The organism is Photobacterium piscicola (assembly GCF_046058925.1).
GTDB lineage: Bacteria > Pseudomonadota > Gammaproteobacteria > Enterobacterales > Vibrionaceae > Photobacterium > Photobacterium piscicola.
In genome coordinates this window covers 433,959-458,234 of the sequence record NZ_CP175534.1, presented here as the reverse complement: position 1 = coordinate 458,234, position 24,276 = coordinate 433,959, and the positions used below count along the sequence as shown (strand labels likewise).

Annotated in this window: 25 protein-coding genes; 16 read left to right on the top strand and 9 right to left on the bottom strand. The window is 39.7% G+C overall.

Annotated elements, in window-relative coordinates:
• The first annotated feature begins 65 nt into the window (after positions 1–65).
• Both rsmD and ACJZU6_RS02175 read left to right on the top strand, forming a co-directional pair.
• Complete coding sequence (gene rsmD, locus ACJZU6_RS02180) at positions 66–671, top strand: 16S rRNA (guanine(966)-N(2))-methyltransferase RsmD (protein WP_408900581.1); 606 nt, start codon at positions 66–68, stop codon at positions 669–671.
• Positions 668–934: a DUF1145 domain-containing protein gene (locus ACJZU6_RS02175; RefSeq protein ID WP_036789251.1), complete on the top strand. Its 267-nt coding sequence runs from the start codon at positions 668–670 to the stop codon at positions 932–934. Before rsmD ends, ACJZU6_RS02175 begins: the two co-directional genes overlap by 4 nt.
• Positions 935–999: 65 nt before the next feature.
• Here the strand turns inward: ACJZU6_RS02175 and ACJZU6_RS02170 are convergent, their stop codons facing one another.
• Together ACJZU6_RS02170 and ACJZU6_RS02165 are read right to left on the bottom strand one after the other, a co-directional pair.
• On the bottom strand, positions 1,000–1,317 hold the full coding sequence (locus ACJZU6_RS02170) for a putative signal transducing protein (protein WP_080159243.1): 318 nt from the start codon (positions 1,315–1,317) through the stop codon (positions 1,000–1,002).
• An 858-nt stretch (positions 1,318–2,175) separates the two neighbouring features.
• Positions 2,176–2,535, bottom strand: a complete 360-nt coding sequence (locus ACJZU6_RS02165; protein WP_408900580.1) for a DUF4145 domain-containing protein — start codon at positions 2,533–2,535, stop codon at positions 2,176–2,178.
• 183 nt (positions 2,536–2,718) lie between these two features.
• Here ACJZU6_RS02165 and ACJZU6_RS02160 point away from each other — a divergent pair, with 183 nt between their 5' ends.
• Positions 2,719–3,051 (top strand): DUF2500 domain-containing protein, encoded by a 333-nt coding sequence (locus tag ACJZU6_RS02160; protein WP_080159245.1) that lies wholly within the window; start codon positions 2,719–2,721, stop codon positions 3,049–3,051.
• Positions 3,052–3,102: 51 nt separating this feature from the next.
• Here ACJZU6_RS02160 and ACJZU6_RS02155 read toward each other — a convergent pair whose 3' ends face one another.
• Together ACJZU6_RS02155 and ACJZU6_RS02150 are read right to left on the bottom strand one after the other, a co-directional pair.
• Positions 3,103–4,107: an acyltransferase gene (locus ACJZU6_RS02155; RefSeq protein ID WP_107275991.1), complete on the bottom strand. Its 1,005-nt coding sequence runs from the start codon at positions 4,105–4,107 to the stop codon at positions 3,103–3,105.
• Between the two features lie 156 nt (positions 4,108–4,263).
• Positions 4,264–4,986, bottom strand: a complete 723-nt coding sequence (locus tag ACJZU6_RS02150) for an SDR family oxidoreductase (protein WP_080159247.1) — start codon at positions 4,984–4,986, stop codon at positions 4,264–4,266.
• Positions 4,987–5,192: 206 nt separating this feature from the next.
• Between ACJZU6_RS02150 and ACJZU6_RS02145 the strand changes: the two genes are divergently transcribed.
• The 3 genes from ACJZU6_RS02145 (at position 5,193) to ACJZU6_RS02135 (ending at position 7,662) form a co-directional block, all read left to right on the top strand.
• On the top strand, positions 5,193–6,050 hold the full coding sequence (locus tag ACJZU6_RS02145; RefSeq protein WP_408900579.1) for a LysR family transcriptional regulator: 858 nt from the start codon (positions 5,193–5,195) through the stop codon (positions 6,048–6,050).
• 111 nt (positions 6,051–6,161) lie between these two features.
• Positions 6,162–7,049 (top strand): patatin family protein, encoded by an 888-nt coding sequence (locus tag ACJZU6_RS02140; RefSeq protein ID WP_080159249.1) that lies wholly within the window; start codon positions 6,162–6,164, stop codon positions 7,047–7,049.
• Between the two features lie 136 nt (positions 7,050–7,185).
• Positions 7,186–7,662 carry a Dps family protein gene (locus tag ACJZU6_RS02135; RefSeq protein WP_080159250.1) on the top strand — a complete coding sequence of 159 codons (477 nt, stop codon included), beginning with the start codon at positions 7,186–7,188 and terminating at the stop codon, positions 7,660–7,662.
• 154 nt (positions 7,663–7,816) lie between these two features.
• Here ACJZU6_RS02135 and ACJZU6_RS02130 read toward each other — a convergent pair whose 3' ends face one another.
• Together ACJZU6_RS02130 and rhtB are read right to left on the bottom strand one after the other, a co-directional pair.
• Complete coding sequence (locus tag ACJZU6_RS02130; RefSeq protein WP_080159251.1) at positions 7,817–9,043, bottom strand: EAL and HDOD domain-containing protein; 1,227 nt, start codon at positions 9,041–9,043, stop codon at positions 7,817–7,819.
• 65 nt (positions 9,044–9,108) lie between these two features.
• Complete coding sequence (gene rhtB, locus ACJZU6_RS02125; RefSeq protein ID WP_080159252.1) at positions 9,109–9,726, bottom strand: homoserine/homoserine lactone efflux protein; 618 nt, start codon at positions 9,724–9,726, stop codon at positions 9,109–9,111.
• A 202-nt stretch (positions 9,727–9,928) separates the two neighbouring features.
• Here rhtB and ACJZU6_RS02120 point away from each other — a divergent pair, with 202 nt between their 5' ends.
• Positions 9,929–10,897, top strand: coding sequence for an alpha/beta fold hydrolase (locus tag ACJZU6_RS02120; protein ID WP_107275987.1), 969 nt, complete (start codon positions 9,929–9,931; stop codon positions 10,895–10,897).
• Positions 10,898–11,061: 164 nt separating this feature from the next.
• Positions 11,062–11,865 carry a Cof-type HAD-IIB family hydrolase gene (locus ACJZU6_RS02115; protein WP_408900578.1) on the top strand — a complete coding sequence of 268 codons (804 nt, stop codon included), beginning with the start codon at positions 11,062–11,064 and terminating at the stop codon, positions 11,863–11,865.
• Positions 11,866–11,936: 71 nt separating this feature from the next.
• Here ACJZU6_RS02115 and ACJZU6_RS02110 read toward each other — a convergent pair whose 3' ends face one another.
• Positions 11,937–12,395, bottom strand: a complete 459-nt coding sequence (locus ACJZU6_RS02110) for an EVE domain-containing protein (RefSeq protein WP_408900577.1) — start codon at positions 12,393–12,395, stop codon at positions 11,937–11,939.
• A 61-nt stretch (positions 12,396–12,456) separates the two neighbouring features.
• Between ACJZU6_RS02110 and ACJZU6_RS02105 the strand changes: the two genes are divergently transcribed.
• The 8 genes from ACJZU6_RS02105 (at position 12,457) to ACJZU6_RS02070 (ending at position 23,444) form a co-directional block, all read left to right on the top strand.
• Complete coding sequence (locus ACJZU6_RS02105) at positions 12,457–12,876, top strand: hypothetical protein (protein WP_107275986.1); 420 nt, start codon at positions 12,457–12,459, stop codon at positions 12,874–12,876.
• A gap of 81 nt (positions 12,877–12,957) precedes the next feature.
• Positions 12,958–13,539 carry a tRNA-uridine aminocarboxypropyltransferase gene (locus tag ACJZU6_RS02100; protein ID WP_080159256.1) on the top strand — a complete coding sequence of 194 codons (582 nt, stop codon included), beginning with the start codon at positions 12,958–12,960 and terminating at the stop codon, positions 13,537–13,539.
• A 129-nt stretch (positions 13,540–13,668) separates the two neighbouring features.
• Positions 13,669–14,136, top strand: coding sequence for a glycine zipper 2TM domain-containing protein (locus ACJZU6_RS02095; protein ID WP_080159257.1), 468 nt, complete (start codon positions 13,669–13,671; stop codon positions 14,134–14,136).
• 692 nt (positions 14,137–14,828) lie between these two features.
• Positions 14,829–16,154 (top strand): putrescine-ornithine antiporter, encoded by a 1,326-nt coding sequence (potE, locus tag ACJZU6_RS02090; protein ID WP_408900576.1) that lies wholly within the window; start codon positions 14,829–14,831, stop codon positions 16,152–16,154.
• Positions 16,155–16,375: 221 nt separating this feature from the next.
• Positions 16,376–18,679: an arginine decarboxylase gene (gene adiA / locus ACJZU6_RS02085; RefSeq protein WP_408900575.1), complete on the top strand. Its 2,304-nt coding sequence runs from the start codon at positions 16,376–16,378 to the stop codon at positions 18,677–18,679.
• Positions 18,680–19,326: 647 nt separating this feature from the next.
• Positions 19,327–20,652 carry a putrescine-ornithine antiporter gene (potE, locus tag ACJZU6_RS02080; protein WP_408900574.1) on the top strand — a complete coding sequence of 442 codons (1,326 nt, stop codon included), beginning with the start codon at positions 19,327–19,329 and terminating at the stop codon, positions 20,650–20,652.
• Between the two features lie 221 nt (positions 20,653–20,873).
• Positions 20,874–23,177, top strand: coding sequence for an arginine decarboxylase (adiA, locus tag ACJZU6_RS02075; RefSeq protein ID WP_408900573.1), 2,304 nt, complete (start codon positions 20,874–20,876; stop codon positions 23,175–23,177).
• Positions 23,178–23,264: 87 nt separating this feature from the next.
• Positions 23,265–23,444 carry a hypothetical protein gene (locus tag ACJZU6_RS02070; protein WP_408900572.1) on the top strand — a complete coding sequence of 60 codons (180 nt, stop codon included), beginning with the start codon at positions 23,265–23,267 and terminating at the stop codon, positions 23,442–23,444.
• Positions 23,445–23,497: 53 nt separating this feature from the next.
• On the opposite strand, the gene ACJZU6_RS02065 is transcribed toward ACJZU6_RS02070, so the two are convergent.
• On the bottom strand, positions 23,498–23,713 hold the full coding sequence (locus ACJZU6_RS02065; RefSeq protein WP_080159262.1) for a cold-shock protein: 216 nt from the start codon (positions 23,711–23,713) through the stop codon (positions 23,498–23,500).
• 212 nt (positions 23,714–23,925) lie between these two features.
• Positions 23,926–24,135, bottom strand: coding sequence for a hypothetical protein (locus ACJZU6_RS02060; RefSeq protein ID WP_327765371.1), 210 nt, complete (start codon positions 24,133–24,135; stop codon positions 23,926–23,928).
• Positions 24,136–24,276: the final 141 nt, after the last annotated feature.

Here is a 24,276-nt window from a genome sequence, read left to right as displayed (position 1 = left end):
ATTGGTACAATTTACGGCCTAAAAACAGGTGTATACTATCATTTTCTTAACGGTCAAAAAAATCTATGACGCAGCGAAGACAGCAAACAACTCGCAAAACACAAAATAATCGTCCTGGTGGGTTCGTTAGAATCATCAGCGGACAATGGCGTGGACGCAAATTACCCGTTCATGATGTCGAAGGACTCCGTCCAACCACTGACCGTGTCAAAGAAACACTTTTCAACTGGTTAGCGCAAGACATTTATCAATCTAAATGCCTTGACCTCTTTACTGGTAGTGGTGGTTTAAGTTTTGAAGCACTTTCTCGTGGTGCAGAAAGCGTTACGATGCTTGAGCTTGATAAAAAAGCCGCCGCACAACTTGAAATCAACCTCAACACAGTAAAAGCGACCAATGCCACCGTAGTAAATGGCGACAGTTTACGCTTTTTGTCACAAACAGGTACGCCACACGATATTATTTTTATCGATCCACCGTTTAGAAAAGATCTTATTCAGGATGTTATCACAGCGTTAGAAAATAATGGCTGGTTAACACCACATGCAATGATTTATATTGAAGCAGAAAAGGAATTAGGTCAGTTGGCAATCCCTAGCCACTGGCATTTACATCGCGAAAAAAACGCAGGCCAAGTGTGCTACCGTTTATTTGCTAGAGAGGAACTATGAAAGCACTGATCATTACTGCCAAAATAGCGATAGCCTTAGTATGGCTGATATTATTTATTAACATCGTCCACCCTTTCCCTGGGGTTTCTGCAATAGCACTTTATATCATGACCGCATTTTTATTCATGATGCACGGTTTGCAAATGCTGATTTTCGTTGGTGCGTTTGGTGATAAAATCAATATGTCGCGTTGGGAGCATTGGTCAATTTTAATTTTTGGTATCTTCGCGCTGCTTGATATTCGTCGCAAGCACATGATGTAATATCCATTGAGCGGGCAACATCACTGGTGCTCGCTTTTATTTCTTTTATTCCAAACACTGACGCATTATTCTTCACGATCATGCTGACAATGCCAACATAATTCAAATTGCCCCTGATTCACTTCACCACAATGACCACAATACCAATCAAGATAATCGTTACGTAAATAATTACCAATCACCACTAACGCTTGTTGCCATTGAGACCCGATCACCCATAACTGCACCTCAACCACACTCATCGGTAACTCTCCTGCTGCCGCGGCCAATGCTTCCCCAGTCAACCGTACTGATATCCCTGTGTTTTCTAACAATCCTTTTAAACTATGTGCTTCTAAACTATTACCTGCGCTATATACACATTGCCATTGTTGATCCGTCATACTCCTGCTCCAATAAACGGACTAATCATCATTTAAAGATAGCAATAGATAATCAAATCTCTGTCTCTAATATTAAACCCATTTTATGATGTCAGTAGCCAAATCACTACGTAAAGTAAATAAAACAACCTCACAAAAACACATAAAAACCCCAAAAACAACTAATATAAAAATAAAAACCCACTCAAAAAAAGCAATAAAATACAAAAGGTTATTTTTTAAACATCACAAAAAAAACAAAAATAATATATAAAACCAACCAACATTGAATAAAAAGATAAAAACAACGTATTAAATATTTAAAAATAATGAAAAACCAACAACTTAGCTGTTTTTCATACAAAACCTATAACCCCCAAAAATGATAAATTTAAAAAATAACACCAAAACAGCATTACAGTTAAATATCTCCATTTTTTGCGTATTTATAACAAAAATCATTAAGAGTGATAATCAACCCTCACAATAAAACAAAAAACCGCATTAAAAACAAAGAGTAAACTAAATAAGAAAAGCAAATAACACTAATTAACATAAAAATAACACCAAAGAAAACACTGTTTTAATGGTGATAAAAGGCTTTTATTGTCACTCTAAAATGTTTTTATCCAAGATAATCACCACTCAACCTTGTCAAAACGGTTAAAAACATGTTATCTTTGTTGTCAAGATAAAAAACACACCACCTCCAAGGATTGAAAACATGCTGACACATTCACAAAAACAAGGCCTTGTAATGATTGCTGTTGTTGTTGGTCTAATGACACTACCTATTATTTACTAAGCCTCATTCAAGAAACAAAAAAATAGCGCCTAATGGCGCCATTTTTTTATCTATACCCTGAATATTCAGCATTGTTATAACGTAATGTGCTGCCAATGATAAAAATAGAACCCCAACGCCGCTAACGTAATCCCACCCAAAAGCAAAACAGCAGCTCCCCACACTAAGCGACTACTGCGTGGCATTAATTCCATTTCACACTCAGCACATAAATCCATAAACAATTGATAATTCTCAGTATCAAAGCCATCTTCCGTCATTAACTTCTGATGTATTATATTGATTTCATTTAATTTACTAGAGATTTCATCAGGAAAGCGATTATCACAACTCTCAACTAATTGAGTTAAGTCAGAGCCTTTCGCGTGATAATGTTGGCGTAATAAGTCTTCTAACCGACGTGATCTCTCAATGACTTGTTCAATATCCATCATCACCTCCCTAAATATTCAATTATGATTACCTTACCTAAGCTACCCATTCAACATAGTGTTTTAGTAAAATAATTGTATTCAGATCACGATTTTATTATCCATAGTTAGGTATGTATAAATTTGCTGTGAATAATATCGCTGTATTTATTTAATATAGCTGATTAACGACCAAGGAGCTTGGAGATGCCGACATGGATTATTGTCGTACTATGCCTACTATTACTACTGGCATTAACCTATTTTATCTATAACTATCGCCGTCATATCTTAGGTATTGATGCACCAGAAAAAAAGATTGAAGTTCAGATTTTAGATAAACAAAGTAACCGTATTATTGGTGCCCAACCAGGAGAGGAAGATGAAGAATATTGGTTTTATGTACAACCGTTAACAGGGGGGCCTAAACGTGAATTCATGATTGGCATTCATTATTACCATGCGCTTAATCCTGGGGACATCGGCACCATGACCTACCGTGGCCAACAATTCATTCATTTCGCGTTACAACGCCAATAAATATCGCACTGTTTGCTCATTGTCTAATGAGCAAACAGATGATAAATGCGGTTATGGCACCAACCACGCCGTATAACGATGACGACTCAACAACCAACTGGTCGCTAAAGCTAAACTCGCAGCAATTAATGTCCATACTGGAATCGCAATTAATGGATTGGCAAAATAAAGATCATATTGACGTAATGGCCACAAAAAGATCGGATGGATCAAATACACACCAAGGCTATATTTACTTAACCAGCCTAATTTAGTCTGAGTCGACGCACTAAACTTATTACTCACCGCTCGACAAAGTAAGAATACCGTTGCTGCAACCACCGCTGTATTCAAGGTTTTATATGACATCCAGCGAGCGACTTTATATTCATCAGCAGCAAAACTATGACTGATCACATTATAGTCAGTTGCGACAACCGCAATCAGTGCTAATGGCAATAACACCTTTAAACTTGGCCAACGGTATTGATACAGGCAATAACCAAGTAATAAATAGCCGCTATATAATAAATAGGTTTCACTCCATAAACCGTCAATATAAAACAGATATAAACCGGTGATCAGCAGCCATACCATAATGACCCCCTTCACTTGTCCTGGTTCTGCTTTTTGTACCCACCACTGAATAACCGGAATAACCAAATAAAGCGGAATGAAATAATAGAAAAAACCAAGATGATAATAGGTTTCATGGGTCGGTAGTTTTTTCAGTACCGACCAACTTAATGCGCTATCAAAACCATTAACCGTTAGACCAGAGAAGAAGGCATAGAACACCGACCATACTAAAAAGGGAATCAGTACTTTGCCAAACCGACGTTTAATATAGTAGACGGGATCAAAAGAACGTTGATCACTAAGCATAAGAGCACCAGTGATCATAATAAACACCGGTACAGCCCAGCGACTAAGGCTATTAAACGTAATTGCACTCATCCACTGCCAATCGGGTATCTGACCAATTTGATCTCGATAGGGGCCAAGGACATGGATCACGACAACTGCCAAGGCAGCAACCACTCGCAGTAAATCAAAAAATCCTATTTTTTCTCTCACCAATGGCCCCTTATATAAAAAGCAGATACAAAAAAGCAGAGCCATAATCATTTACGGCTCTGCTTTGAATATAGCAGTCACTTAGCAGCAAGTATCTATCACAGTGATGAATTAACCGATAACTCACTCATTGTTGACAGCAATTTTACCTGATAGTTAAGGCTGTTGACGTGTGGCAGCTAATACAATTTCACGCACACATAAATTTTGAGGCTGGTTATAAGCATAGCTAATCGCGTTGGCAATATCTTGCGGTGCAATTACACCCCCCATGCCTTGTTTCCATTCTTGGTAGCCTGCTTTAATCGCATCACTACTAGTATGGCTTAATAACTCAGTTTCAACAGCGCCAGGGGCAATAGTAATAAAGCGCACATTATCATCTGCCACTTCTTCACGAATATTTTCAGTGATAGCGTGTACCGCAAATTTAGTACCGCAATAAGCTGCATGATTAGGGAATGTTTTACGACCAGCGATTGAGCTGATATTAATAACAGTACCTGTTTTACGTGCTTTCATGCCCGCAAGAACCACATGAATACCGTTTAGCATCCCCATTACATTGACATTAAACATGGTTTGCCATTCGGTAGGATCCTGCTCATCAGCAAGACCAAGTAGCATCATACCAGCATTATTAATTAAGCAATCTACTGGGCCAAATTTTTGCTCAGCTTCAGCAACTGCCGCCGCAATTGCTTTAACATCCGTTACATCTACTTTGCGGCACAATGTATTAGGTAGGTTTAGTGCTTCCATCGCTTCAACACGACGTGCTAAAAGTAATAGCGGATACCCTTCCGCAGCTAATTTACGCGCAGTAGCTTCACCAATACCTGAACTTGCACCCGTGATCACAACTAAAGATTTCGACATGTTTTTTTTCCTCTAGAATAAACCGCACTATTGATGCAGCCAGCTAAGATGCTGTTGATGGCAATAACTATAGAACGAATTACCACAGCTGAAAAATATCTATTTCCTTGGTTTATCATCAACAAAAACTATGGATAACAACAAACCGTCATAAGTTTCAGCAATGTGATAGGCTAACAAGGTCTTTTTCAATCGAGTATTAACGGATGGATTTACGCTTATTACGATTTTTTATTGCTGTTTATGAAGAAAAAAATATCACCTTAGCCGCAGAACGATGCTGTGTGTCTCAACCATCAATATCGAGTGGTATCAAGCAATTAGAGCAAGAGTTAGCGACTCAGCTTTTTATTCGTCATAAAAAAGGGGTTAACCTTACCGATGAAGCACACTACCTTTATCCATTAGCGATTCGATTGTTAAATGACGTTAATACCCTGCCGCAACTCTTTCAGCAACGTACTGAACGTTTACCGCTAACACTAGCTAATTTTGCCGATCTTAGCCAAAGTCAGTTAGCGATTGTATTAGCACAACTGCACCAGCAAATTCCTAATCTTTTAATTGAATTAGTCGATCATGATAAAAAAGTCGATGCGCGATTAACACTAGACATGTTCAAAGCTGAAGATGAGATTTTTCTGCCATTATGGGATGAAGATTATGTGCTGTGTATGTTGCCCGATCACCCACTAGCAAGCCTAACTAGCGTATCGCCACAGCAATTACACCAACATGATTTTATTGAATGTCCGCCGTGTGAGGCTCACCAACAAACCATAGGCTTACTGGCATGTGATGGTCTATCGGTTAATTTAGTGGCAAAAGCTGAACATAAAACCCAAGTAATGCATTTAGTACAAGCTGGATTAGGGATCTCTTTTCTACCAACGGGTGTCCTAGAAAGTGCGACCCAATTGGTTACTGTTCCTCTAGAAGGTCCACGTATGTTCCGTCGCTTAGGGTTATGCTATCCCGCCACTAAAACGTTAAATCCAGCGTTAGCAGCTTGCATTAAAGTATTAAGCCAACAGGTTGCAATTGACCATCAATCCAATGGTTAAGTTTTACCTATCACAGCAATAAGAAAAATCGAATTTTTTATTGCTGTAAATCTGTTTATTCTGAAATTAGAGCAAAGTCAGTTAAATAGATTAAAATAAATAGGTTATGCAATGAATACAATCCAACCCACTTCCCATGCCTTGGTTGTCGAAGGTGGTGCAATGCGTGGCATTTTTGCTAGCGGTGTACTTGATGCATTCCTTGAAAATAACTATTTACCGTTTGATTTTGCTATTGGCGTCTCAGCCGGAGCGACAAATTTAATTGGGTATTTAAGTGGTAATTACGGCCGTAGCCATAAGATCATTACTCAATATTCTCGTGATCCCCAATTTATTAATTTTTCTCGTTTTACCCATGGCGGTCATTTAACCGATATTGACTGGTTATGGCGCACAACTTCACGTTATTTACCGTTAAACCTACTCAAATATGAACAACGTCAAATTCCCCTTTATGCGACCACAACCAATCTAGAAACAGGTGCCGCTGAATATATTAAGGTAACGCGCCATAATATTATGCCGCTAATGGAAGCAACCTGCGCCCTACCCGTCGCTTATCGTCATAATCCAACCATTGATGGCGTTGCAATGAGTGATGGCGGTATTGGCGATTCAATTCCAGTTATTGAAGCGTATCGTCGTGGAGCACGTAAGATCACGGTAATTTTATCAAAACCACTAGGGTTTCATAAACACGACACCAAATTACCATGGCTAATCAAATCAATGTTTCATGATCACCCAGCCTTTGCAGAAGCCGTGATGACGCGTCCTAGCCGTTATAATGCAGCGCTTGATTTCATTAATCATCCGCCAGCAGATTGCACCATTACCGTTATTGCCCCTAATCACAATTTTCATGTTGGCCGCCTAACTCGCAACCTCAATAAATTAGAACAAGGTTACTTACAAGGAAAACAAGCAGGCCATCATGTCTGTGGCATTATTCCTTGTGAAGGTGATCATTGCGATCCTGAACCGTTAGTTGCCTAAGCCATCGTGCATTCATAGATTAAATCTATCATTACAATAGATAGCAACAGTTATATCTATCAAGACTATTTACCTATACTAACTTCATCAAAACGAAACCTGCTTTTGTTTTTAACCATTTTATGAGGAATGTACCATGGCTCACCAAACCAATTTAATCGGTCTTGACAGTGATAAAGCCCAAGCGCTGGCTGCTGACCTCAATCAACTGCTTTCTAACTACCAAGTATTTTATATGAATACTCGGGGTTACCATTGGAATATCAAAGGCCAACAATTTTTCGAATTGCATTTGAAATTTGAAGAAATTTATACTGATTTGCAAATCAAAATTGATGAATTAGCAGAACGTATTTTAACCCTTGGTTACACACCCGATCACAGCTTCAGTCGTTATTTAACGGCAAGTGACATCAAAGAACACCAAAATGTCAGTGATGGTCAGCAAGGAGTGCAAGGCTTAGTCGATGGATTCAGCATTCTACTTGGTCAACAACGTCGCATTCTTACGGCGGCAGGCGATGCAAGTGATGAAGGAACAGCGGCATTGATGGGCGATTATATTCGCGAGCAAGAAAAATTATTGTGGATGCTTAATGCTTATCTGCAATAACTAAAATTAACACTACAAAATGTTAGTAAACTAGTCACTGGCTAACATTTAAAAATATACGAGTGTCATACCCGTGTATTTCTATCCAAGGCGATCCGCCTGACTAACGTAATACATTATATGGTTCTTTTGGGGTCTTTACGGCCCCGTTTTTTTATTCATTTGAATAATCAAGTTGAGTACATTTTTCTGCCCATGCAACGGCTTGTAAATAACTCTCTTGTACTTGCTGTTCTGATACTCCTAACTCACCAGCGGCTAATGTCACTTGCTGCCAATCCGCTTTATCAAAAGCATCAACAACATTAAGCACCATCCCTAAGTCTCCTTGGCGATGTAATAATGCCAGTTTAATATGTGGCTGCAGTTTTAATAACACCAATAATTCAGCTAACGAGCTATCTAATAACGCATCCAACAATGAGAACATTCCTGCCAAAAAAGCTTGTTCAGGCGGTATCATTAATGAGCTGTAATGTACCAATTTCTCACACATTTTGGCACGTTGTAATGACAGTACATACAAAGCTTTAGGCTTATCTAATGCTGCATGTGCAGTGGCAACAACGCCAACAAACATCCGTAATTTTTCTTCGCCTAAATAAACTAAAGCCTGATGAAAAGAGCTGATCGGCTCAATCAAGCGTCGGTTTGCATTATTCACATAACGTAATAACAAATAAGACAATGACACATCACTACTGATGATCATTTCAATATCGGAAAAATTCACAGGCTCAGTACTAATAGCCTGTAATAATTGAATAGTTGTTAACTCAGAGGAGGCAACTTTGCGTCGTTTAAGAAGCTCAGGGCGACTAAAATAATAACCTTGGAACAGGTCAAACCCAGCAGTAAGAGCAACCTGAAAGTCATCATATGATTCTACTTTTTCAGCTAAAAACTTCACCTTCATATGATGATTATTACGCACAAAATCACACGCTTTATCCAAGCCAAGCATCAATAGATCAAGCTTAATAATATGTACATAACGAAAGAAACGTTGCCATCTTACATCGTATTCAAAATCATCCAGCGCAATAATATAGCCTTTGTGGTAAAGATGTTTGATGGCTGAAAATAATTCATCATCGGGAATGCAGGTCTCTAATATTTCAATAACCACTTTGCTCTTTGGTAACAGTAACGGCATTAAACTCACTAAGCAATGTTGAGGAAAATTAATGAAGTTTCGTTGTCCTTTAAAAGTACGTTCATTACCAATTGCCATATAGTTTTCAAGTACAAGCCGACATGTTGCTTCGTTAGCCTCTATTACAGGAAAAGCATTGCACTCTCCATTACGAAATAGCAGCTCATGACCAATCGTTTGTTGACGACGGTTAAAAATGGGCTGACGAGCGACGTAAGAAAACATTGTAATAATACCTTTTAGATCACAGCAATTAATGACACATTAATTCAAGACTAACCCCACTTTTATTACGCACGAGCCAATGCAAGCAATGCTCCACAACCAATAAACATCGAACCAAAAATACGATTAAGACGCGTCATTATCGTAGCTGAACGAATATAGTGGGTAAAACGTGACGCCAAGCAGACATAAAACAACATTACACTGGCATCAATCACCAATGTCGTTATACCTAAAATTAATAATTGTGGTAATTGTGGCTGCGTAGCATTTATAAATTGCGGAAATAGTGCCACTAAAAAAACAATCGTTTTAGGGTTAGTTAAATTCACCAAAACTGCACGCTGAAATAAACATCCAGCAGTGACTGACTTATCAACATTTTCAAGTGATAACGCATTGTGCTCACGCCACTTTTGAATACCTAACCAGACTAAATACGCGGCACCAATCCATTTTATCAGCGAGAAAGCCACTGCTGATTGCGCTACTAATGCACCTAATCCAACTCCAACAAGCACGATATGAACCGCCATTCCCAATTGTAACCCCACAATAGATGCTAACGACTTACGCCAGCCATACACCATGCCGTTACTGATGGAATTAACCGTTCCAGATCCTGGAGCAAAACTAAATACGATGGCTGCAACAACATAGGTTAGCCAAATCTCCACACTCATTGATATTCCCTTATTATTATATCAAGCTATTATAAGGCTGTGTTATACCTCGACATTAGATAAACAAGCAACTTATTGCTTTATTACGCGGTGGGCAATAAATAAGGTATACTGGCAAATATGATAATAAGCAACGAGATAGCTCGTTCGCAAAACTATCATTCAATTCTTTGCCTCGTAGTTCACAACTTTCGGAAACGTTATGACCCACTCCGCCTTGCATTTTTCACAAGAAGCTAGCTTCAGTAATATGATGGCAGGCCCAATTACTGCGCTATGGCAACAACGGCATGAAGGCACGTTGCAAGGTGTCAATCAGTGCCAATTAAGTTGGGTTAGTTTAACGCCGGGTACCAGCAATAAAGTCATTGTGATTGTGAATGGGCGCATTGAAAGTTACTACAAATACCAAGAACTATTTTTTGATTTAATCAATCAAGGCTACCATATTTACGCCCTTGATCACCGTGGCCAAGGCATGTCACAACGATTAACGGCAGATCCTGAAATGGGGTATGTTGATCAATTTGATGATTACGTTACAGATCTGCATACCTTCATCACCGATATTGTCAAACCTCAAGGTTATCAACATCACTTTCTATTAGGTCATTCGATGGGGGGAGCTATCAGTAGTCTACTGCTTGCTCGTCATCCTAAACTGATTGATCGAGCGGTATTAAGTGCACCAATGCATGGTATTCATCTTAAACCCAGTTTGCGTTTTTTTGCTGAGCCATTAGCACGCTTTAATGATTACATTCATCGCCAACCCACTTATGCACCAGGACAACGCGCTTACTACCCAAAACCGTTTGCAAATAATCCACTGACACACAGCGAAACGCGTTTTCAATGGAGCAAAAGTTTATACCAACAACAACCCCAATTACGTTTAGGGGGTGCCAGTAATCGTTGGGTGTGGCAAAGTATGGCCGCGACCCGTCACTGTATTGCTGAAGCTAAGAACATCATCACTCCAACCTTAATATTACAAGGTAGTGCCGATCATATTGTCGATAACCAAGCCCATTATCATTTCTGCCAACACACGCCTAATTACAGTCAAATAGTCACGATCGCTGATGCTCGTCACGAATTATTATTTGAAAAAGACCAATATCGTAATATTGCTTTAATGGAAATTTGCAACCATTTTGCGGCATCATAATAGTAAATAAATTCAAAAAGACTACGCCATCACAAAAATAAAAGCGGAAATATTTATTACTAACATCAACCCCTTTTTATCTCTCATAGTAGTTTAAGATTAGCGACTCACATTTGATCTCGTTATCTTTATTTTCGCTATATTTCTATTTATTGAGAGTTTTCATGTATCAAATCGTTGCTTCAGATTTAGATGGCACCTTACTAAATCCCGACCATAAAATTGCGCCATTTACTCGCGATGTATTACAGCGCCTTGACCAACAACAAATAAATTTTGTCTTCGCCACTGGCCGTCATCATATCGATGTCGAAGAAATACGTGAAAAATTAGCTATTCCAGCTTATATGATCACCTCTAATGGTGCTCGCGTACATAACAGCCAAGGCGAACTGGTCTTTCAACAAGATCTAAGTGCTGACGTTATTCGTGGTGTAATTGAACTTGTTAAAGACGATCCTGCATTACATATTCATATGTATTGTGGCGATCAATGGCTTTTAAATCATGATAATGAACAGCTAAAAGAGTTCCATGATAGCTTTAGTTATCACTTGTATGATGCCAATAATCCCCCAGTAGAAAACGTGGCTAAAATCTTTTTTACTCGTGATGACGAAGATCATGAAGCGTTAGTGAAATGGGAACAGTGTTTCAATACCCATTTTGGTGATAAAGCCAACGTCGCCTTTTCAACTCCCTGGTGTCTTGAAGTAATGGATGCGGGAGTGTCAAAAGGTCATGCACTTAAAGCCGTCGCTGAAGCTCTGGGTTACCAACTGGCTGACTGTATTGCATTTGGTGATGGTATGAATGATGCTGAAATGTTAGCAATGGCCGGTAAAGGTCTGGTAATGGGAACCTCACACGAAAAAGTGAAACAGGCATTACCAAATAATGAAGTTATTGGCTCAAACGCTGACGAAGCAGTAGCACATTATTTAGAACAGCATTTATTAACGCGCTAATTTGGCCGTTTTTATGCTTGAAAAATCTAAATCAGTGACAGTCATAGCGCTCTATGTTGTCACTGTTTTATTTAAAACTGTCCCGTCATGGCTAATATGTGTTGCCATTGCGCCGCTGTTACTGGCATCACACTGAGTCGATTGCCTCTTTTCACTAATGGCATTTCAGCTAACTCAGGCGTCTTTTTCATTCGTGCTAAGCTTACTAATCGCAAATGTTGTTGGTATTCAATATCCACCATTACCCACGGTGGTTTTTCACAGCTGGCCTTGGGATCAAAATACGCACTTGTTGGTTCAAATTGAAAATGATCAACATAGGCTTCTTTCACCACTTTCGCGATACCAACCACACCGATAGCTTTGCAAGAAGAATGATAAATCAGCACTAGATCACCATATTTAACCTCATCGCGTAGCATATTTCTGGCTTGGTAATTACGCACCCCTTCCCATGGTGAAACTTTTTGTTGTTTTAAGGTGTCTATTGAAAAGGTATCTGGTTCGGTTTTAAATAACCAATACGCCATAGATTTTCCCTCATTACGCTAATTTCAATGTTGAAATTGAGCCTACCATAGAGAGTACATAATGCCATACCCACGTTTATCACTTGCATTACTGCTAGCGGCAACCACCTTATCGGGCTGTGCTAGCTGGATACCCGCTGCTTTTAAAAGCGATCCTGCAGAGTCACAATGGGTGGGAAATTATAAAAGTGATACTGAAATGGGTCTAACGACACATCTTCACTTAGCTGACGATCATGACGCAACAACGACTTACACTTATACTAATGGTGATCCTGATTTATTAGAAACAGGTCATTGGCAAGCAATCAATACCACCACAGTCAAAGTCACAATGACTACCCATCAAGGACGCCCATTAAATAGCGAACGCATTTATAGTTATGATCCTCATAGTGAACAATTAAGCACAAAACAAGAAACTGTCGATGGTCAAACTTATGAACTTGGCGTTGAAGGGTTAATTCTGCAACGCCAATAACGATCAATATTATTCTCTATCGTGACTCAAAGGTGGCGTTATGCCACACTGCCACCTTTATTGTTTACTATGAGAAAAATCATGGCTTGCCAGCGTTGCGGTTTTCAATTTAATTGTATTTGTGACATCGAACCACAATTACAATCAGCGGCCGATTTTATCCTGCTAACTCATCCTCGTGAATGCAACAAAGACACTAATACTGGCGTATTAATGACTCGAACTCTACCCAGTTGTCGCGTTGAAATGTGGCACCGCACACAACCACCACAACGATTACTAGACCAACTACAAAATCCTCATTATCAAGCATGGTTAGTCTTTCCAAGTGATGAACAACATTTGGCACAACCTTTAACATTACCAACAGCAACCGATGCAAAAATATTATTAATAATTCTAGATGCAACTTGGCAAGAAGCCCGCAAAATGGTGCGTAAAAGTCCATGGCTAAGCCAATTACCTCGTATTGCAATCACCCCTCAGCAAACATCTAACTACGCTTTGCGTCGCAATCAACAACCAGGACATCTATGTACCTGTGAGGTCGGTATTGAATTATTAAATTTATTGCAACAACCTCAAGCGGCACAACAACTACAAACCTATTTTAATCATTTTATTAATACCTACCACGCCGATAAAAGTGGTCACGCAAAATAACCACCGTTGCGATTAAACTATCTAACAGTTGTTTTTGTAATATCAGATTTACTGCTTTATTTTCTAAATAAAAAGGCTCAAATTAGAAATAACCATTTTATACACCGTATTTTTAGTGAAGCAGATACCATGAAAACCAAAATTCTTGCTGTAGTAATAATAGCTTCGACCTTAGGTCTTGCAGGCTGTGCGGCCAATCCTTATGGCAATGCCTACAATGTAAATGATGCTCGCCAGATGCAACAAGTTTACTACGGTACAGTGGTGCGAACCCAAGCTGTGACGCTAAACGGTAATGGTAATGGCATCGGCACCTTAGCTGGCGGCGCAATTGGCGGCATTCTTGGTTCTGGCGTTGGCGGTGGTAAAGGCGCTGAAATAGCCTCTATTGGTGGCGCATTGCTGGGTGGATTCTTGGGCAATGAAGCAGGTAATCAAGTAACCAAACACAATGGGGTTAACTTAACCATAAAAATGGATAGTGGTCGCACGGTATCTATTGTGCAACAAGTTAATCCTCAAGTTATGTTTCATACCGGAGAGCGAGTACAAGTTAACCTTAGTGATGATGGTACTTCGCGAGTAACACCTGCATAAAAATAGTGCTATTATTTTGATAAAAGGAGTTGCGACTCCTTTTTTATTATTCAAAAAAAGCCATATTTGAAAGTCATCACTGACTAAAATCCCTTGCTCTTCCTCGGTAGCTTCATACCAATCTGTACGTTTATTGGTAGGTAATCCTCTCAAAGATAGAGAGTCGCGGTTATTATGGCGCATTATTAGTAAAATAAATGCCCACATAACAAGGCATGCAACCTCACTATTAATGCATAACTATTTTATGCTTACAGTTGCAAACGTGGAGTTTGTAGCATAATCACTATCTAGTTATCAGTTCAAGCTACTGTTATTAATGCTTTTTAATTATTAATCCTTATAGCCTCATAATGGAATGTTAATTTTCACGAAATTAAGCAATCGAATAACGATACTCTTTATTAATTTACTCTCTAAATATGCAACGTTTCTTTGCGCTTTTACGGTTTTTTTTTTATCAAAATAGCAGCATCATAGCACTCGTTAAATAAGTAAACGGTGATGAGATTAAGTAATTCCAGCAATGAAAAAGTATATTTAATTTATTTTTTTGGTTAGGTAAGACAATCAAAAAAATAATTTAATTATTTATCGGCGTTGAATTTTTTAATTAGCATGACTTTATTTTCATTACGATAAATAAACTATTTTTATAGCGTTTATATCCTCCTCAATCATAGGTGAATATAATGTCATCAGATACTGGCACTAAAAAAATGGGTCTTGTCGGCTTAACTGTACTTGTTGCAGTTAACATGATGGGTTCCGGTATTATTATGCTACCAGCAAGCTTGGCGCAAGTTGGTGCAATCTCAATGTTATCTTGGGTTGTTACTGCGCTAGGTGCAATGTGTATTGCTTACACATTCGCTAAATGTGGTGCATTTTGTAAACGCTCTGGCGGTATGTCAGCTTACGCAGAAGAAGCACACGGAAAATCATCTTTCTTCATCTCTTCTTACACTTACTACGTGTGTTTGGTGATTAGCTGTGTTGCTATTGCCGTTTCTTGTTTAGGTTACATCAAACCATTTATGCCTTGGCTAGATACACCTATGCACACTTTCTACGGTGTAGTCGCTATCCTTATCTTCACTATGGTAGCTAACTTTGGCGGTGCAAAAATCACAGGTCAAATCTCAACCTTTACTGTTTGGGGTATTATTATTCCTGTTGCAGGTCTATCTATCATCGGTTGGTGGTGGTTCGATCCACAAACATTCATGAGCGCATGGAACCCACATCATGACACAGCTATGCACTCAGTATCTTCTGGTATCGCATTGACTTTATGGGCTTTCCTAGGTATTGAATCTGCAGGTGCTAACTCTGATGCGGTTGAAAACCCAGAGCGTAACGTACCCCTTGCAGTACTGTTTGGTACTGGTTTCGCAGCGATTGTTTACATTGCTTCAACGGGTGTTATTCAAGGTATTATTCCTAACTCAGAACTAGCAGCATCAACTGCACCGTTTGGTCTTGTATTCAGCCACATGTTTAACCCAACAGTAGGTAACATTGTTACACTGGCAGCAGTTGTTGCATGTCTAGGCTCACTACTTGGCTGGCAGTTCACTAACGCCCAGGTTTCTAAAGCCGCGGCTGATGAAGGTCTATTCCCTAAAATCTTCTCTAAAACAAACAAAGCAGGTGCACCGATTGCAGGTATGTTAATCATGCTTGCGGCTGAGATTATTCTTGCAGTAATGACTATCTCTCCTAACTTGATCAGTCAGTTCAACGCACTATTGAACCTAGCCGTATTCATTAACATGGTACCTTACATCCTATCGATGACTGGCCTTGAAGTACTACTTCGTAAAAACGTGGTATCTCAAAAGCAATACCGTCTTGGTGCAACCGTGGGTACATTAGCGGTTCTATACAGCATCTACGGTGTGTACGCTTGTGGTGCGACAGCCGTATTCGGCGGTACTATCCTGACACTGCTTGGCTACATCTTCTACGGCTTCATCGCAGCTCGTGATACTAAGCCAGAAGTGAAAGCAAACTAATTTTAAAGATTTAATAAATTCGATACTAAAGCAATTTATTAATAACTAACTAGAACGGAAATGGGAATAAATAATAAATACACTGACAATTAATTATCACTATTAATAAACAGTATTATTTATTCCCTTTCTAAAATATTCGGTCAGGCCTTTTAATTTTTCATAGTTAATATGTCGAGTTAAAACACACCTGTTATCCACCATTTTATTCAGGCGTTATTATGAACAATAATAGTAGTACAAATAAAATGCGTGCTCTTGTTATCGAGCACCAAAATATTACTCCAAACAGCTTTGCAGACCGTGCAACTAAGTCGCTTGTTGCTGAACTACAAAACCGTACTATCGAAATCATCACTGCTACTTCTTACGAAGATGCACGTGCGGTTATTCTGTCTACTCAAATTGACAGCCTAGTATTAGCACTAGAAAAAACTGAAGAACAAATCGTTAACTCTCATGAAGAAGTTGATTTGTTAGCAGCACTACAAGCACGTCAATCTGAAGTGCCAGTATTTCTACTAGCAGAACGCGCACGTACTTCTATTCTTAACAACCGCCAGTTAATGGAACGTGTTGATGAGTGTTACTCTGTACTAGAAGACACTGCTGACTTCGTTGCTGGCCGTATCGTTGCTTCAATGCGTCGTTACCGTGCACAAGTGTTACCACCGTTCATGAAAGCGATGATGCACTACAACGATATCCATGAATACTCATGGTCTGCTCCAGGTCACCAAGGTGGTATTGGTTTTACTAAGACCCCTGCTGGTAACCAATTCTTTGAATTCTTCGGCGAAAACTTGTTCCGTACCGATATGGGTATCGAACGTGCTGCACTAGGTTCATTACTTGACCACAGTGGCGCATTTAAAGATTCTGAAGTTGAAGCAGCTAAGATCTTCGGTGCTCATCAGTCTTACTCTGGTATCGTAGGTACTTCAGGTTCAAACCGTACTATCATGCAAGCATGTATGAAAGATGATGACATCGCTATTTGTGACCGTAACTGTCACAAATCAATTGAACAAGGTCTGATCCTAACGGGCGCACGTCCAATCTACATGGTACCTAGCCGTAACTGTTACGGTATCATCGGTCCGATCAGCAAAGTTCAAATGAGCAAAGAAGGCATCGCGCTTAAAGCGAAAAATGCGGGCATTCCTTTCAACGCTGATGAGAAAAAAGCAAGCTACGCTGTAGTAACTAACTGTACTTACGACGGTTTATGTTACCACTCAGAAGTGACTGAAGCGCTACTAGGCGAAAGCTCTAGCCGTATTCACATGGATGAAGCTTGGTTTGGTTACGCACGTTTTAACCCTATCTATAAGGGTCACTACGCAATGCGTGGCGATGCTAAAGACCACACTGGTCCTACAGTATTTGCAACTCACTCAACACACAAGTTATTGAATGCATTGTCTCAAGCATCATACATTCACGTACGTAACGGTGAAAACGCGATTAACTTCGATCGTTTCAACCAAGCTTACATGATGCACACATCAACATCGCCACTATACGCAATCTGTGCGTCTAACGATGTTGCTGCAAACATGATGAAAGGCGAAAGTGGTCTATCGCTAACTAACGAAGTTAACCGCGAAGCGATCATCTTCCGTCAAAACATGCGTCAACTATTCAACGATTACACCGCTGAAAACGATTGGTTCTTCAAGCCTTGGAACGCTGAAACTGTTACTGAAATGAATGGTGACAAGGTTAATTTCGAAGACGCTTCTGTTGAGTCTCTAATGACTATCCAACAGAACTGGAAATTGACTCCTGGTGACAAGTGGCACGGCTTTGACGAAATCGACAATGACTGGTGTATGCTTGATCCAATCAAAGTTAGCTTGCTAACTCCAGGTCTTGACGACAACGGTAACTTCCTAGAAACAGGTGTTCCAGCAGCACTTGTAACAGCTTACCTAAGCCATTTCGGTATCGTACCAACACGTACTACTGACTTCCAAGTAATGTTCCTATTCTCAATGGGTATTACTAAAGGTAAGCGTGACACCTTGATCAACACATTGTTGTCGTTCAAACGTCACTACGATGCCAACGCAGATATCGAAACATTATTGCCTGAGCTAGTTGCTTCTGCTCCAGAAGTTTACCGTGGTCTTGGTCTGAAAGATCTTGGCGAACGTATGTACAAGTACCTAGTACGTCACAACCCAAGCCAAGTGCTAAACCACGCTTACTCAAGCCTTCCAGTAATGGAAGTGAAACCACGTACTGCTTACCAGTTCGTAGTTTCAGATGACGTAGAGCTAGTGGCTTCAGATAAACTTGTTGGCCGCGTTGCAGCGAACTCTGTTATCCCTTACCCACCAGGCATTCCAATGCTTATGGGTGGCGAAAACTTCGGTGATGATACAAGTCCTCAAATCCAGTACTTGAAAGCACTAGAAGCATGGGACGCTGAGTTCCCTGGTTTCGAACACGAAACTGAAGGCGCAGAAATCGAAGACGGTAAATACCACGTTCTTTGTATCAAAAAAGAAGCACTATAATCGCTTAATGCATTAGTGTGACAGCCTATCAATCCCTCGTTGGTAACAGCGGGGGATTTTTTTATCGGTACAAATTTAGCCATAATCTTAGCGCTCAGGTTGCATTAACCTATCTATAGCTAATTATAATTTATACAAATTAAATATTTCTTAACCCATCATTCAAAAAAAAAATCAATTTTTAATGATGAATTTATTCTCACTGATAAAGCATAACTATATTTTGTGCTATTTTTGATTGATTTTAAATTACCACCCAGTGAGAATTTCAACTCATTGTAAATAAAGGCCTTTAATCACAAAAAAATGCAACAAATTACATTTTTACACCATTTGTTAAAAATAATGGTCGAATAATGATACTAAAACTAATCATACCCACTAAAAATGCAATGATTCATTCCGTTTTTACGGTTTTAATTTTAAAGAATCAGCGCATTATATGTCTCGAAAGCGAAGTTGTTTATTCCATTTAAAATATATTTCTTATGCTGAGAACTATATTTTAATTATTTTATAATAAGTAAAATAAAATAATTAACTTCCTTTATATAATAAATAACTCCCCATGGATCTGGTTTTATTTATATTAATATAAATCTTATTTTAAATATGATTTACATCCCTTTAAATCACAGGTGAATATAATGTCATCAGATACTGGCACTAAAAAAATGGGCCTTGTCGGCTTAACTGTACTTGTTGCAGTTAACATGATGGGTTCCGGTATTATTATGCTACCAGCAAGCTTGGCGCAAGTTGGTGCAATCTCAATGTTATCTTGGATTGTGACTGCGTTAGGCGCAATGTGTATTGCTTATACATTCGCTAAATGTGGTGCATTTTGTAAGCGCTCTGGCGGTATGTCAGCTTACGCAGAAGAAGCACACGGAAAATCATCTTTCTTCATCTCATCTTATACTTATTACGTGTGTTTGGTTATTAGCTGTGTTGCTATTGCCGTTTCTGCTTTAGGTTACATCAAACCATTTATGCCTTGGCTTGATACACCTATGCACACTTTCTACGGTGTAGTTGCTATCCTTATCTTCACCATGGTAGCTAACTTTGGCGGTGCGAAAATCACAGGTCAAATCTCAGCATTCACTGTTTGGGGTATTATTATTCCAGTTGCAGGTCTATCTATCATCGGTTGGTGGTGGTTCGATCCACAAACATTCATGAGCGCATGGAACCCACACCACGACACTACAATGCACTCTGTATCTTCTGGTATCGCATTGACTTTATGGGCTTTCCTCGGTATTGAGTCTGCAGGTGCTAACTCTGATGCGGTTGAAAACCCAGAGCGTAACGTACCACTTGCAGTACTGTTTGGTACTGGTTTCGCAGCGATTGTTTACATTGCTTCAACGGGTGTTATTCAAGGTATTATTCCTAACTCAGAACTAGCAGCATCAACTGCACCGTTTGGTCTTGTATTCAGCCACATGTTCAACCCAACAGTAGGTAACATTGTTACACTGGCAGCAGTTATCGCATGTATCGGCTCACTACTTGGCTGGCAGTTCACTAACGCCCAAGTTTCTAAAGCAGCGGCTGATGAAGGTCTATTCCCTAAAATCTTTGCTAAAACAAACAAAGCAGGTGTGCCAATTGCAGGTATGTTAATCATGCTTGCGGCTGAGATTCTACTAGCAGTAATGACTATCTCTCCTAACTTGATCAGTCAGTTCAACGCACTATTGAACCTAGCCGTATTCATTAACATGGTACCTTACATCCTATCGATGACTGGCCTTGAAGTACTACTTCGCAAGAACATGGTATCTCAAAAGCAATACCGTCTTGGTGCAACCGTGGGTACATTAGCGGTTCTATACAGCATCTACGGTGTGTACGCTTGTGGTGCGACAGCCGTATTCGGCGGTACTATTCTGACACTGCTTGGCTACATCTTCTACGGCTTCATCGCAGCTCGTGATACTAAGCCAGAAGTGAAAGCAAACTAATTTTAAAGATTTAATAAATTCGATACTAAAGCAATTTATTAATAACTAACTAGAACGGAAATGGGAATAAATAATAAATACACTGACAATTAATTATCACTATTAATAAACAGTATTATTTATTCCCTTTCTAAAATATTCGGTCAGGCCTTTTAATTTTTCATAATTAATATGTCGAGTTAAAACACACCTGTTATCCACCATTTTATTCAGGCGTTATTATGAACAATAATAGTAGTACAAATAAAATGCGTGCTCTTGTTATCGAGCACCAAAATATTACTCCAAACAGCTTTGCAGACCGCGCAACTAAGTCGCTTGTTGCTGAACTACAAAACCGCACTATCGAAATTATTACAGCAACTTCTTACGAAGATGCACGTGCGGTTATTCTGTCTACTCAAATTGACAGCCTAGTATTAGCACTAGAAAAAACTGAAGAGCAGATCGTTAACTCTAACGAAGAAGTTGAACTACTAAGTGCACTTCAAGCGCGTCAATCTGAAGTACCAGTATTTCTACTAGCAGAACGCGCTCGTACTTCTATTCTTAACAACCGCCAGTTAATGGAACGTGTTGATGAGTGTTATTCTGTACTAGAAGACACTGCTGACTTCGTTGCTGGCCGTATCGTTGCTTCAATGCGTCGTTACCGTGCACAAGTGTTACCACCGTTCATGAAAGCGATGATGCACTACAACGATATCCATGAGTACTCATGGTCTGCTCCAGGTCACCAAGGTGGTATTGGTTTCACTAAGACCCCTGCTGGTAACCAATTCTTTGAATTCTTCGGCGAAAACTTGTTCCGTACCGATATGGGTATCGAACGTGCTGCACTAGGTTCATTACTTGACCACAGTGGCGCATTTAAAGATTCTGAAGTTGAAGCAGCTAAGATCTTCGGTGCTCATCAGTCTTACTCTGGTATCGTAGGTACATCTGGTTCAAACCGTACTATCATGCAAGCATGTATGAAAGATGATGACATCGCTATTTGTGACCGTAACTGTCACAAATCAATTGAACAAGGTCTGATCCTAACGGGCGCACGTCCAATCTACATGGTACCTAGCCGTAACTGTTACGGTATCATCGGTCCGATCAGCAAAGTTCAAATGAGCAAAGAAGGCATCGCGCTTAAAGCGAAAAATGCGGGCATTCCTTTCAACGCTGATGAGAAAAAAGCAAGCTACGCTGTAGTAACTAACTGTACTTACGACGGTTTATGTTACCACTCAGAAGTGACTGAAGCGCTACTAGGCGAAAGCTCTAGCCGTATTCACATGGATGAAGCTTGGTTTGGTTACGCACGTTTTAACCCTATCTACAAGGGTCACTACGCAATGCGTGGCGATGCTAAAGACCACACTGGTCCTACAGTATTTGCAACTCACTCAACACACAAGTTATTGAATGCATTGTCTCAAGCATCATACATTCACGTACGTAACGGTGAAAACGCGATTAACTTCGATCGTTTCAACCAAGCTTACATGATGCACACATCAACATCGCCACTATACGCAATCTGTGCGTCTAACGATGTTGCTGCTAACATGATGAAAGGCGAAAGTGGTCTATCGCTAACTAACGAAGTTAACCGCGAAGCGATCATCTTCCGTCAGAACATGCGTCAACTATTCAACGATTACACCGCTGAAAACGATTGGTTCTTCAAGCCTTGGAACGCTGAAACTGTTACAGAAATGAACGGCGACAAAGTTAATTTCGAAGACGCTTCTGTTGAGTCTCTAATGACTATCCAACAGAACTGGAAATTGACTCCTGGTGACAAGTGGCACGGCTTTGACGAAATCGACAATGACTGGTGTATGCTTGATCCAATCAAAGTTAGCTTGCTAACTCCGGGTCTTGACGACAACGGTAACTTCCTAGAAACAGGTGTTCCAGCAGCACTTGTTACTGCATACCTAGGTCGTTTCGGTATCGTACCAACACGTACAACTGACTTCCAAGTAATGTTCCTATTCTCAATGGGTATTACTAAAGGTAAGCGTGACACATTGATCAACACCTTGTTGTCATTCAAGCGTCACTACGATGCTAACGCAGATATCGAAACATTACTGCCTGAGCTAGTAGCGTCTGCTCCAGAAGTTTACCGCGGTCTAGGTCTTAAAGATCTTGGTAACAAGATGTTTGAATACTTAGTACGTCACAACCCAAGCCAAGTACTGAACCACGCGTACTCAAGCCTTCCAGAAATGGAAGTGAAACCACGTACTGCTTACCAGTTCGTAGTATCAGATGACGTAGAGCTAGTACCTTCTGACAAGCTTGTTGGTCGTGTTGCAGCGAACTCTGTTATTCCTTACCCACCAGGCATTCCAATGCTAATGGGTGGCGAAAACTTCGGTGATGATACAAGTCCTCAAATCCAGTACTTGAAAGCACTAGAAGCATGGGACGCTGAGTTCCCTGGTTTCGAACATGAAACTGAAGGCGCAGAAATCGAAGACGGTAAATACCACGTTCTTTGTATCAAAAAAGAAGCACTATAATCGCCTAATGCGATAATGTGACTACCCTATCAAATCCCTCGCTGGCAACAGCGGGGGATTTTTTTACGACTATCAAATGTGCAGGATGTGCAGGATGTGCAGGATGTGCAGGATGTGCAGGATGTGCAGGATGTGCAGGATGTGCAGGATGTGCAGGATGTGCAGGATGTGCAGGATGTGCAGGATGTGCAGGATGTGCAGGATGTGCAGGATGTGCAGGATGTGCAGGATATTCTTAGAAGAAAGGTGCCTAATAACAATGCATAGATATAAAAAATGCCGGCCTTAGCCAGCATTTTATTAGCGAGTAACGTATCGAATTATAAAGCGATAACGTTCGCTGCTTGTAGACCTTTCTGGCCTTGCTCAACGTCAAATGATACTTTCTGACCTTCAGCTAATGTTTTAAAGCCTTCAGAAACGATAGCACGAAAGTGAACGAATACGTCAGCGCCGCCATTGTCTTGAGTAATGAAACCAAAACCTTTCTCTTCGTTAAACCACTTAACAGTACCGATTGTTTTTGATAATGACATTGAATGTCCCTTAATTTGAATCTGAGTAAATTATCGCACACTGCAATAATCTGAAATGATAATATTCATATAAATCACTGCACTACCCTTATACTCATAACCATACCGAATTGTTATGAAGGTGTACTATATTTATATTGTTATTAAATAATGTCATTTGGCGAGATAAGACATTTAATTAAAATCATTTCTTAATTAAATCCCCTGAGGTATTAATAAGAAATGTAGAAATTACCAATTACTTTATTGCTGCTATTTGTAATGTTACCTGCTGATGTTTTTTCACAGTAACTAAATGAGATATCAAGATTATCAACATTACCGTTAATAAGAACATGACGCTTTAATACATCACTGTTTAACTGATGGATATTGGCACTCCAAGTGCGTTGGTTTTTTACTAAATTAAAGTTTACTATCATTATTAACCTCTTGATTTTCATTTGTATTTACAGGGTTTTCTTGACGATTCTGTTGGAACCAAAATCGCTTACGGCCTAATGAACGAGACATAAGTATCCTTAGTTTTTTACTAGCAGAAAAATATTCAGATGATAAAAGGC